The following is an 11,497-nucleotide window of genomic DNA, read 5'->3' on the forward strand; positions in this document are numbered from 1 at the left end:
CAGAGCCTGCCGCTGACAAGAAGACTGCTGGCTCGCGTCGGATGCGATCCGCTTCCACTTCCAACCAGGTCGCCGTCCGAGTCCACTGCCCTGTGGCACTGCCCCCGATGCGGCGGACCGATGGGCGTGGCGCGAAGACTCACCGCCGCCGAGTTGTATCTCGGAGCTCTCGATTCCTCATGACAACAGGTCCCAACCCGGTCTGCGGACCTGCTCCAGGCATGCCGTCACACGCGTGTGTTCAACTGCATCTTCATCACCGTCTGAGCGTAGTCGTTCATGCCCTTGAGGCCTTCGATCTGCGCCGGCTTATCCGTGCCGTGACCGATTTCCATCAGCATCGCTGCCGATGTAGGCCTTGTGATCCACTCGCCTGGTCCCCGGACCATATTCAAAATCCATAATTCCCACCTGGATCACCGCGTCCGCGGCAAACGCCTGCGGCTTCCTTCTTGCCTCCAAATCGAAAGCGCCCCGCTTGAGCAACTCAACCCCAGTGAGGTATCGTGCGCGAGGCGCTTCCGATCTTGGCTAGCGGTAACTAGCGGTAACACGGAAGCAATGCGGTGACTTCCGATTAGCGCCCGTAGACTGCCTACCCCATCCGTCACCGTAGAATGAGACGGGCACAATCACGCGAGCTGGACAGCAAGACTCCGAACCATGTCAGCTCGAACCGTCGGACTGCCTAACTCTGCAAGCATTACAAGGGGTTGTATGCGAACCTTGTCACTTTCTTCCGAGAGATTTGAGGCACTTGCCCGCTCGTTGTCTGAGTTTTCGGCTTCCTATCTGCAAAAGCTCCCGCAACTCCCTACGTATCCTCCTGGCATAACCGGTCTTGACACTGTGCGTCTGTTCGCCGGGGACGCTCCGGCAGAAGGAATCGGCGACGAAGCCTTCCATGCGCTCGCCTCGATCTTCGAGCACTCCCGCCCGGCATCCCCCCGCTTCTTCGGGTATGTCTTCGGATCCGGCGAACCGATCAGCATGTTGGGCGAGTTCGCAGCGACAGTCTTACATCAGAACGTTACGGCATGGCGCTCCGCACCCTCCGCGGTCACCATCGAGCGCACGGTCGTGCGATGGTTGGCCGACGCGATCGGCTGCAACGGATACACCGGGAGCCTTACCCTCGGCGGATCCTCCGCAAATCTGATGGGCTTATGCATGGCGCGCGAGGCGAAGGCGCCTGCGAATCAAAGTGGAACTCGAAGCGGTAGTGTCCTCTACTGCTCTTCGGAAGCCCACATGTCGATTCAAAAAGCAGCCGCGCTGCTGGGCCTTGGACACGATGCCGTCCGGCTCATCGAAGTCGACGAAATGTTCCGCATGCCGATGGAGCGTCTTCGCCAGGCAATCGTGCATGACCTGCAGAACGGCAGAACCCCAATCGCAGTGGTTGCGAGCGCCGGTACGACGACAACGGGCAGCATCGACCCACTGGCAGAGGTCGCAGATCTCTGTCAGGAGTTTGACCTTTGGCTCCACGTCGATGGGGCCTACGGTGCCTTTGCTGCGATGGTCATGCCCGAAGCGTTTCGAGGATTGGCGCGCGCCGACTCGATCTCTCTCGATCCCCACAAGTGGCTGTACCAGCCAACCGGGTGTGGGTGCTTGCTTTACCATGCCCCAACCGCAGCGCAAAGGGCGTTCGCACACTCCGGGGAGTACGCCAAGGCATTATCGGACGATCCGATTGAAGGCTTCACCTTCTTCGACGAATCGATGGAACTTTCAAGGCCGTTCCGGGCACTCAAGATATGGCTGTCTCTGCGTTATCACGGGCTGAGAGCCTTCCAGGAGTCCATCAAGGAAGACCTTGGCCTCGCTCAGCTATTGGCGGACTTAGTGGATGCTGAGCCGCTCTTGGAAAGGCTTGCTCCCGTTTCCCTGAGTGCGGTGTGTTTCCGCTATGTTGGCAAAGTCGGGGATCCGAATGCGTTGAACCGGGCAATCTTGGACAGGGTCGTGCGACGCGGACGTGTCTATCTCTCCAATGCCAGAATCGGGGATGCCTTCGCGCTTAGAGCATGCATCGTGAATCACCGGACGACGAAGGAGGACATACAGTCCATTCTCGATGAGGTCCTCGCATCCGCCGAAGAGGTTGGATCGCAAGCCATATGAGAACTGTCGAGCGGCACGCGAGAACCCCGCCTCCAAACACCCCACTCCTCCCAAAGGAAGCGACCCCCAGGGGGTACTTTGCTTGGACTTAACTGTCCTCCCGTCTGGTGTGTGCCGCCGCTACACCGACGAAGAAGCCCGTAACGCCCGTATGATCGAGAACCTTTTGCGTGAAGACCTCGAACCGCTTGAGGAGGCCGAAGGCTACCAGCAGATGTTTGTTGCAGCGGCAGCAGAGAATCGCACTCTGACTCCCGCCGACATTGCCGCGAAGATTGGCAAGCCCGAAAGCTATGTACGGCTTCGCCTTCGCCTGCTCTCTTCGATTGCCGAAGTCCAGGATGCGCTTCGCAAGCAGCGCATCACCGTGAGCCATGCGGTTGAGCTGGCACGGCTCGATAAGAGCGTCCAGAAGGATTTGCTGAAATTCTGCCTCTTCGAGCGATGGGGAGAGAAACGTGCGGAGTGTGTCTCGCTCTCCGAGCTGCGCCGTCACATCGCCTCTCACGTCATGTTGGGTTTGGCCGAGGCTCCGTTCGACACCAAGAACCCCTTACTTATCCCCGAGGCAGGAGCTTGCGTCGATTGCAGCAAGCGCACCGGCAACGCAACCATGCTTTTCTCTAATGTAAAACAGGGCGACGTTTGCACCCATCGGCCATGCTTCGAGGCCAAGGTGACGCGGCACCTAGACGTAACGGTCGAGCAGTTGATGGCCAGCAATAAGCCCGTCGTCAGGATCAGCGATTCGTACTCGCGCGGCAGCAACATGCCCGCAGATGTTTTGCCGAACAGTCAGTACAACGTCGTCAAGAAAGGGAAGAGCTGCGAACACAGCAAAATCGGCGTGTAGTGGACGGGATGAAGCGCGGTAAGAAGGCCACCGTTTGCATCGACCCCAAATGCGCCGTTCACGGCACGAGCCTAGCTTCGAGCAGCAACACCAGCCCCGAACAGAAGGCGAAGAGGGCAGCAACGAAGAGGGAAGCGGCGATGCGGAGCGACATTTTCGTTGCGACTCACAAGGCCGCGACCGCCGCGAAGCTCGACAGCAAGAGCTATCTGGTTCTTGCAGAGTAAGCGTTGAATCGTGCCGACCACAACGGTCTGATGCGGTTGGCAAACCTCATCGGATGGCCGAAGGAGTTGTTTAGCTGGAACGGCAAAGACAAGCTCCACGCAAAGCTGAAGGAAATCGGCGTAGACGGCGCAGTCAAGATCGCCATGCTTGCCACCGTCGCCGGGGAGCTGTCTGTCAACGAATACAACACCGGGAAGGCCGACCGTCTTGAGGCCGTCGCGCAGATATTCGCCGTGGACACCGCCACCGTCCGCAAGGACGTTGACCGTGAGCTGAAAGAGAAAGGCCAGAAGAAAGCCGCTCCGAAGACCGCGCCAGCACCGACCGCATCGAACCGATTCCTGTAAAGTTCAGTGGGTTCCCATTCCGATGCTCCGACGCATTCGCATGTCCTTCGTGCCTCGAGAACGCTGGTATTGCAAGTTTCTCGAAGAGGACCTGCCGCCGTAAGATGCGCTGAACAATCTCTGGGTCGGGGGGTAACCTCCTGCACTCGGTTCTCTAACCAAAGCGCTTTGCCTGCAATGTGCGCGTCGAACCGTGCCACAATCCCGTTGAAGACTTAACCATGTCCTTTAATACCTGCGACTCTCACCCAAAGATGCTATATCGTGTGGCCGCAATCTCTCGTAGCGTGACCGAAGCAGGTCTGTTCCCATTCTAACGGTCACAAAGAAGGAATTAGAGGATCTCATGTTAGATCACGTCGATGCCGCACCATCCTCAGTCCCAGATCCAACTCGCCAAATGCGGCCTTCAAATGCATCTAAGCCAAGTTCTTCCACATCTTTGCGGGGCGATCGGAGTACGATCGGCAAATCACTGCTCATCAAAGGGGAGATTACCGGCTCAGAAGCCCTATATATCGAAGGGAAGGTTGAGGGTTCTATTGACCTACCGGGCGATCGTGTGACGGTGGGGCGAAACGGCCGAGTTTCGGCTAATATCGCAGCGCAAGATATCGTAGTGCTCGGCGAGGTTCTTGGCAGCTGTAAAGCAAGTGATCATCTTGATATTCGCAGCGAGGCCTACTTATATGGAGACGCCGTAGTCTCGCGCATCTCCATTGAGGATGGAGCCTTCTTGACGGCGAGCATCGACATACGAAGGGAATCCGCGCTTGAGGCAGTGGAGCACGAGCAAGTTGAATTTTCGCACGTGAACTGAGGTCGCGATTTTAAACGGTCGTGCGCGATAAGGTTTTGGCCGACGATAGCGGAGGAGAACCCCGCGCGAATCATCGCGGGTGAAGGTCAAGTTTTCCTCTAGATTACCAACTAACCAGCGCAGTTCCCACAGATTTCCCCGCGAAGCTCCCTTGGTTTGCCGCCTGCTCGATCTCCCAGCAAACCTGATGCTGCCGTGATGGATGTCTTGCTGTGCGAAATCGCGCTTAACTGAGCTTGCGAGGCCCCGTTCATGTGTTTTCGTCGTTGCTTGGCTGCTGTGATGTTCGGTCTTCCGCTTTTATTCCTGGCAATTCTGAGTGGATGTGGTGGTGAATCTGCTGCACCAGTGATCGCCTCTCTCGCGCCTGCAAGTGCGAACGTTGGGTCTTCCGCTTTTACCCTGACGGTGAATGGTTCGGGATTCTCGAACGGAGCCACTGTGCAGTGGAACGGATCGGGGCGCACAACCAGCTTCGTGAATGCTACTCAATTAACCGCAGCCATCACTGCAGCAGACATCGCCAACTCGGGTACGGCGCAGATTACGGTAGCCAGCAAAAGCAAGACCTCGATTGCCACCACGTTTGCGATCAGCTTTCCGCCCAACCCAGTGCCGACAATAACTTCGTTGTCGCCTGCTACGGCAGCAGCCGGAGGTTCGGCTTTCACGCTTACGGTAAACGGCACTAATTTTGTTTCTGGCGCCACGGTGCAGTGGGACGGTGCCGCCCGGACAACTACAGTTGTGAGCCCGACCCAGGTGACGGCGAGCATCACCGCGGCAGACGTCGTTTCTGCCGGTTCCAAATCAGTCACTGTTGTTAACCCTTCACCCGGTGGCGGCGCCTCGAGCGCGGTAGCCTTCACCATAACCAGCCTTTCTCCCTCTCTTTCTTCTTTATCGCCCGCAACGGCGACATCCGGCGGAGCCGCGTTTACCCTCACGGTCAATGGCACAGGTTTTCTATCAAGCGCTTCCGTCGCGTGGAACGGCTCCGTCCGGCCAACCACTGTCGTCAGCTCGACGCAACTCACGGCCTCCATTGCTGCGGCAGACATAGCAAGCGCCGGTACGGCATCGGTCGATGTGGTGCAGGGTGGCTTACGGTCGACGAATCAACTAAACTTCACCATCAATGCTGCGGCGCCAATGTTGACGTCGCTCTCACCCAACACCGTCGTTGCCGGTAGTGCTGGATTTGACCTTACGGTCAACGGCACGGGATTCACAAATTCTGCTGCTGTGACTTGGAATGGAACAAACAGACCGACGGCCTTTGTGAGTTCCACGCAGCTGAAAGCAACTCTCTCTACGGCTGACATCGCTACCGCAGGCAACGCCACTATAGATGTCGTGCAGGGTGGGATACACGCCGCAAGTCAGCTTTCTTTTGCTATTACAGCGGCAAAACCGGTCATCGCCAGCATTAGCCCTGCAACAGCTGTCCTGAATAGCCCGGCAACTACCATCACGGTCACGGGAACGGGCTTTACGCCAAACTCCACCGTGCAAAGGAATGGTACAAATCTCACCACGTCGTATATGTCCAGTACACAGCTTCAGGCCAATCTCCCAACTGCGAATCTGACAGCAGTAGGTAGCTTCTCGATCGCCGTGGTGAATCCCGCGAGTGAGGGCGGAGCTTCTGCTGCCACTTCTTTCACGGTTACAGAGCCGGTGAGCGGACAGATTGTTCAGCTCGTCTCAGCCAGCTATGTCAATGGCGGTGCTTCGAACTGGTCGAGTAACAACTCACCCCCGACTGTAAGCCAGGACGGACGCTACGTCGGCTTCGCTTCGTATTCCTCTGACATCGTTGCAGGCGACACCAATGGTGAGACCGATGGCTTCCTGCGCGACACCTGCGTCGGATCGTCCGCGCCTGCTGGATGTACACCAGCGACCACTCGGGTCACTGTCGACACTACAGGAGCACAGTATATGTATGGCGGAGCATATCGCTTCGTCATGCTAAGCAGTGATGCCCGCTGGGTAGGATTTGACCGGAGTTATCAGTTGGAAGTCGATATTCGCGATACCTGCCTAAGTATCTCTGGCTGCACACCATCAACGATTCCTGTTTCCTATGTTCCTGGTGCGGCGACGCCATCGAACACAACCGACTGCTGCTCGACGATGAGTCCTGATGGCCGGTATGTGCTGTACAACAAGGTCTACCTCAACCCAGACAGCACCGGCACGGTTGGCGTCTATGTTCGCGATACCTGCTTGGGCGCGACCTCCGCGTGCACTCCAACCATCACCCGCGTCGCGACAGGCAAGACGTCAACGCCTGTGCAGCGCCCGTTCATGGCGGACATCAGTACCGGTGGACGCTATGTTCTATTCCGTGCCCCAGGTGTGCGGGTGGACCCTGCGTTGAGCAGCACGACACATATCTTTGTTCAGGACACCTGCATTGGAGCGTCGGCTGGATGCACCATCACCTACACCATGGTTGATGTGACAGCCAGTGGTGGCGAGAGCGAAGGCAACCTTGCCAATGACGCTGTTGCGGACGAAGCGCCCTCCTTCAGCAAGGACGGCCGTTACGTCGTCTTCAGCACGACGGACAAGAATATGATCGCGGGCCGAACGATCAACAATGGCTCCGAGGTCTATCTCCGTGACACCTGTATCGGAGCGCCTGCGGGCTGCACACCCTCTACAATCCTGATTTCTGAGCTTTCGAGCGTCACCGGCGGTCCTAGCAAGAGTTACATCGGCTTCCGCAGCGTAAGTGAACATGGACGGTATGTCGCCTATTTGCACCAGGGGGATGATCCGACAAACATCTACATCACGACAGTGATGGTACGCGACACCTGTATCGGAGCTTCAGCGGGTTGCGTTCCATCAACCAGCGTAGCCTCTACCGATCCCAATCAGCTTGTGCCGTCCACGCATTCCAGTTTTTTCTATCCATCGATCAGCGCAGACGGCCACTATGTCGCCTTTATGAGTGGGATCGGTAGCCTGGTCTATCTGGCACGGACGGGATACTAGGTGACCTGTCGCAGAGTAAACATTACTAGTACTGCTTACATCTAAGCAGGTATGTCCATCGATTCCGTGGTGCTCAGCGAAGATCGGCAACTGGGAACTCAACCGTATTGCCCAGTCCCGCTCTCTGTCCGCCGGATATGTCTTCCGCGCACAGGCTGATTCTGATGCTGGCCGAGAGAGCGTCCTTCAGCTGGCCTCAACTGGAGGCCATGCAGGGCTTCGTCCGTGAAGGCGATACAGTGTTTTGTCACTCGATGGACCGGCTGGCCCGTAACCTTGATGATTTGCGGAGAATCGTGCTGGGTTTGACGGAGCGGAGCGTCCATATCGTCTTTATGAAGGAAAACCTTACCTTCACAGGCGAGGATTCGCCCATGTCGAATTTGCTTCTGAGTGTCATGGGGGCGTTTGCGGATTATGCGAAGTTTGGGATTGTGCGAAGCCACAGCCTTGAAGTGGCGCTGTGGCCTGCGTTTCAGTAGTGTTTCACTTCGCATAATACCGGGTCAGTGAGAGAAGCATTCAGCAGCTTCCGGGCGTTGAACCGATCGCACCTTGGCATTTAGAGCCCGTCGAAGCCTCCAGAGTCCTAGCGGATACTTAACCTCATTTATCTTCGCGAGGTTAACTATGCTGGAAGCACACCTATCTTCATCTGTAACTCGACGACGGCTCCGTGAGGGTCTCGCCGCAGATCACATCGACGCCTTTGCCAGCTGGCTCAACCTGAGTGGATATCGTCCCCTCTCTGTAGAGGGCTTGCTGCGTTCTCTGGCCAGTTGGACGGACTGGATGCTCGCCAACGGATTCAGTGCACGTGACTTTCTTCGCGGCCTTGAAGCGTGCACGTTGGCGGTTCATAAGGCGCCGCGCGTTCGTCACCAGCGCGGACCCAACCGCCATTCGATCACGGCTGCCGCACTGTTCATCCGCTTCCTCCAACAGCTGGGTGAGCTACCTCTCCCTCCGGCCCCGCCATGCGCTGGCGAACTCTGGCCCCTACTGGGAGAGTTCCGTTTGTGGATGCATCAGCATCGTGGAGTGACTATGTCGACGCTCGACACCTATCAAAGCATCCTTGTAGGACTTCGAGAGGCTCTTGGCGATGACGTCGGTGCTTATTCCGCCGAGGCTCTGCGCACCTTTGTATTGGAACGCGCACGCCCTCACGGTATGCACCGTGCCAGAACCATCGCCGTCGCAGTCCGCTCCTTTGTCTGCTTTCTTGGCGTGACAGGGAGGTGCCTTCCGGGTAGGGAGCATGCCATTCCCCGCTTTGCATCTTGGCAACTCTCATCAACCCCCCGGTTTCTGACCGCAGATGAAGTTGAGCGGGTAATTGGGTCTTGTACCGGTTACGCTTTTGAACTCCGCGATAGGGCAGTTCTGCTGCTTTTGTCCCGGCTCGGGTTGCGCGCCAGCGAGGTCGCTCAACTCAAGCTTCTCGATATCGATTGGCAAAACGGAAGCATGATTGTGTGCGGGAAGGGGCGCCGCCAGGAGTCACTGCCACTGACGCAGGAGGTCGGCGACGCGATCCTACTTTATCTGAAGCGAGGCAGGCCATCCTTGAAGGTGCCCGCAGTGTTTGCATCGGTTCTGGCTCCATTTCGCCCATTGACCCGTGCGGCTGTCACCCAGATCGTCCGGGGTGCGCTGTCCCGGGCGGGGATCAGCGCGCCCATCAACGGTGCTCATGTGCTGCGGCACTCCGCCGCCACGAGCATGCTCCGCCAGGGTGCGCCTATGGCCGGGATCGGTGCTGTTCTGCGGCATCGATCTCCTATCACGACAGTTCAGTACGCCAAGGTGGATTTTGGCCTTCTGTCAGAGATCGCGCAACCTTGGCCGGAGGTGCCCTCATGCTGATTGCAAATGTAGAACGCTACCTGTCGCTTCGCCAGACACTGGGTTATAAACTGCGCGATGCATCGCGCAACCTTCGTTCCTTCGCCAGGGTTGCCGCTGACAGCGGAGATACACACATCCTTGCTACGACCGCACTTGACTGGGCAACCGAGTCTCCTTCAGCGCACGCTCGGCACGTCCGTTTGCGGGATGTGTCGCACCTTGCGCGCTTCCTGCACGCCGAGGATCCTCGTCACGAGGTACCCCACAACCCGTATCCCGCTGCCACTTCCCGGCGCTTGCCCTACATCTATGCCCCTGAGGAGATTGGCAAGCTCCTCGGAGCGGCCAGTGGGCTGCGCGAGTCCTATCCGCTTCGACGGCGGATTTACGCTACGATGTTCGGTCTGATCGCTGCTACCGGGCTCCGCATTTCAGAGGCGCTCAGCCTACGGATAAAGGACATACTTCCTGACGGCGTTCTGCACATCCGGCGAACGAAGTTTGGCAAGAGCCGCATGGTTCCTTTACATTCCACGGTGGTCGATGCTGTTAACGGCTATCTTGAAGAACGACGTCGACTGGCGGTGACTGACGACCACGTTTTTCTGTCTGCCAGTAAGCGGCGGATCTCCTCAAGTACTGTGGAGCACACGTTCAACCGCATGCGTGAGCTGGCTGGGATTGTCCCCGTTCGGTTACGCCCGCCGCGCATTCATGACCTGAGACACACCTTCGCCACACGCGCATTAGAGCGATGCTCCACGCAACGCGATGAAGTGGCCCGTCACTTCGTGGCTTTGGCGACATACATGGGCCACTCGGACATCGCCCATACGTTCTGGTATCTGGAGGCAACGCCGGATCTCATGACCGGTATCGCCGTCGCTGCCGAAGCGCTGGTCGCTGGGGAGGGTCTATGACGCCCATCGCGCCGCTGATCACCAAGTTCCTACGGGAACACATGCCAACCGACAGGGGTTGCAGCATGCATACATGCGAGACCTACGCCCACGCATTTCGGCTCCTTTTCCTCTTTGCCAGTCAACGCCTTGGGATCAGGCCCTCACAGATCTGTCTTCAACAGATCACTGCCGACCTCGTTCTCGATTTCCTCGCTCACATAGAGGAACAGCGGGGCAACACCGCGGCAACACGCAACGGGCGACTCGCGGCAATCAAGGCTTTTTTCCGGTATGTCGAGTTTCGTGTCCCCTCTGCCCTGGCACAGGTGCGGCAGATCAGCGCCATCCGAGGCAAACGTCACGATCAGATGCTGGTGCGGCATATGACGATGGATGAAATTCGCGGCATCCTTGACGCGCCTGACATCACAACGCGACTCGGGATTAGGGACCGCGCCATGCTGCATCTCTGTTTTGCGAGTGGCCTGCGTGTCTCGGAACTGGTGGGCCTTCCACTGGAGAGTCTCTCTCTTCAGCGAACGCCAAGCATCCACGTTCTAGGCAAGGGACGAAGGGAACGATGTCTTCCGCTCTAGAAGGAGACCACAGTCGATCTTCGTGCCTGGCTGGCGGTGCGAGGGAAAGCTTCCGTACCTGAGCTGTTCGTCAACGCTGAGGGAGCTGCAATGACCCGAGCGGGTTTCGAATACATCCTCGACAAACACGTACGCACTGCAACGAAGAGGTGCTCGTCGCTAACCGGGCGTTCCGTGTCACCGCATCAACTTCGACACAGCTGCGCCCTCATCATGCTCCAGGCAACCAGGGATATCCGCAAGGTCGCCCTGTGGCTCGGTCACGCAGATATCAGAACGACAGAGATCTATCTCCGAGTGGATCCAACCCAGAAACTGGAGGCGGTCGAGGCAGTATTGCCACTCGGCCTGCGCCGCGGCCGATTCAAGGCACCGGAAGCGCTGATCGCTTCGCTCACCGATCCGGTATTATGCGAAGCGAAACGTCACTGATATGCAGGCCACAGCGCCACTTCAAGGCTGTGGCTTCGCATAATCCCAAACTTCGCATAATCGGCGCTGGACTAAACCGCTTCGCGGTATTGACGTAGCACGACCTTTCTATCAGGGCATGTTGGGTCGGTAGTAGTTCCTTACCCTGGGGGATTCCTTACGCGTGCTCCACTGCGAAACCATGGAGGTGCTGCTTGCAGCACATTCCATTCGCACAAGGAGCCCGTCATGACAGCCCTTCGCCAACGCATGACCGAAGACATGCAGGTGCGGAATCTCGCCCTGAACACCCAGACCTCGTACGTGCAACAGGTATCGCTGTTCGCTCG

Annotated in this window: 10 protein-coding genes and 2 pseudogenes; 11 read left to right on the top strand and 1 reads right to left on the bottom strand. The window is 57.7% G+C overall.

Going from position 1 to position 11,497, the window contains the following annotated elements:
- Positions 1 to 183: pseudogene (locus Q363_RS43205) on the top strand (hypothetical protein); the annotation flags it as partial.
- Positions 184 to 227: 44 nt separating this feature from the next.
- On the opposite strand, the gene Q363_RS41325 reads toward Q363_RS43205, so the two are convergent.
- Positions 228 to 389: a hypothetical protein gene (locus tag Q363_RS41325; protein ID WP_157467665.1), complete on the bottom strand. Its 162-nt coding sequence runs from the start codon at positions 387 to 389 to the stop codon at positions 228 to 230.
- 379 nt (positions 390 to 768) lie between these two features.
- On the opposite strand from Q363_RS41325, the gene Q363_RS27250 reads away from it, so the two are divergent.
- From Q363_RS27250 to Q363_RS44825, 10 genes and pseudogenes are all read left to right on the top strand, one after another.
- Complete coding sequence (locus Q363_RS27250) at positions 769 to 2,130, top strand: pyridoxal phosphate-dependent decarboxylase family protein (RefSeq protein WP_245632511.1); 1,362 nt, start codon at positions 769 to 771, stop codon at positions 2,128 to 2,130.
- 151 nt (positions 2,131 to 2,281) lie between these two features.
- Positions 2,282 to 2,983: a ParB/RepB/Spo0J family partition protein gene (locus tag Q363_RS27255; protein ID WP_035356998.1), complete on the top strand. Its 702-nt coding sequence runs from the start codon at positions 2,282 to 2,284 to the stop codon at positions 2,981 to 2,983.
- A gap of 8 nt (positions 2,984 to 2,991) precedes the next feature.
- Positions 2,992 to 3,210 carry a hypothetical protein gene (locus Q363_RS27260; protein WP_157467669.1) on the top strand — a complete coding sequence of 73 codons (219 nt, stop codon included), beginning with the start codon at positions 2,992 to 2,994 and terminating at the stop codon, positions 3,208 to 3,210.
- Between the two features lie 3 nt (positions 3,211 to 3,213).
- Entirely contained in the window at positions 3,214 to 3,558 is a 345-nt protein-coding gene (locus Q363_RS27265) for a hypothetical protein (protein WP_035357000.1), read from the top strand.
- A 346-nt stretch (positions 3,559 to 3,904) separates the two neighbouring features.
- On the top strand, positions 3,905 to 4,378 hold the full coding sequence (locus tag Q363_RS27270) for a bactofilin family protein (RefSeq protein WP_169747155.1): 474 nt from the start codon (positions 3,905 to 3,907) through the stop codon (positions 4,376 to 4,378).
- 348 nt (positions 4,379 to 4,726) lie between these two features.
- Positions 4,727 to 7,387, top strand: coding sequence for an IPT/TIG domain-containing protein (locus tag Q363_RS41330; RefSeq protein ID WP_169747156.1), 2,661 nt, complete (start codon positions 4,727 to 4,729; stop codon positions 7,385 to 7,387).
- A gap of 164 nt (positions 7,388 to 7,551) precedes the next feature.
- Positions 7,552 to 7,869 (top strand): recombinase family protein, encoded by a 318-nt coding sequence (locus Q363_RS27285; protein ID WP_425387793.1) that lies wholly within the window; start codon positions 7,552 to 7,554, stop codon positions 7,867 to 7,869.
- Between the two features lie 148 nt (positions 7,870 to 8,017).
- Positions 8,018 to 9,256 carry a tyrosine-type recombinase/integrase gene (locus tag Q363_RS27295; RefSeq protein WP_084080827.1) on the top strand — a complete coding sequence of 413 codons (1,239 nt, stop codon included), beginning with the start codon at positions 8,018 to 8,020 and terminating at the stop codon, positions 9,254 to 9,256.
- Positions 9,250 to 10,158, top strand: coding sequence for a tyrosine-type recombinase/integrase (locus Q363_RS27300; protein ID WP_035357007.1), 909 nt, complete (start codon positions 9,250 to 9,252; stop codon positions 10,156 to 10,158). The genes Q363_RS27295 and Q363_RS27300 overlap by 7 nt, the downstream gene beginning before the upstream one ends.
- A gap of 65 nt (positions 10,159 to 10,223) precedes the next feature.
- Positions 10,224 to 11,168: pseudogene (locus tag Q363_RS44825) on the top strand (tyrosine-type recombinase/integrase).
- Positions 11,169 to 11,497: the final 329 nt, after the last annotated feature.

Source organism: Edaphobacter aggregans DSM 19364 (assembly GCF_000745965.1).
Taxonomy (GTDB): domain Bacteria; phylum Acidobacteriota; class Terriglobia; order Terriglobales; family Acidobacteriaceae; genus Edaphobacter; species Edaphobacter aggregans.

What these genes read in the sequence shown, in the direction of transcription:
- Q363_RS41325 (WP_157467665.1), bottom strand. Translation starts at nt 389, where the DNA reads ATGGTCCGGGGACCAGGCGAGTGGATCACAAGGCCTACATCGGCAGCG.
- Q363_RS27255 (WP_035356998.1), top strand. Translation starts at nt 2,282, where the DNA reads ATGATCGAGAACCTTTTGCGTGAAGACCTCGAACCGCTTGAGGAGGCC.
- Q363_RS27260 (WP_157467669.1), top strand. Translation starts at nt 2,992, where the DNA reads ATGAAGCGCGGTAAGAAGGCCACCGTTTGCATCGACCCCAAATGCGCC.
- Q363_RS27270 (WP_169747155.1), top strand. Translation starts at nt 3,905, where the DNA reads ATGTTAGATCACGTCGATGCCGCACCATCCTCAGTCCCAGATCCAACT.
- Q363_RS27285 (WP_425387793.1), top strand. Translation starts at nt 7,552, where the DNA reads ATGCTGGCCGAGAGAGCGTCCTTCAGCTGGCCTCAACTGGAGGCCATG.
- Q363_RS27295 (WP_084080827.1), top strand. Translation starts at nt 8,018, where the DNA reads ATGCTGGAAGCACACCTATCTTCATCTGTAACTCGACGACGGCTCCGT.
- Q363_RS27300 (WP_035357007.1), top strand. Translation starts at nt 9,250, where the DNA reads ATGCTGATTGCAAATGTAGAACGCTACCTGTCGCTTCGCCAGACACTG.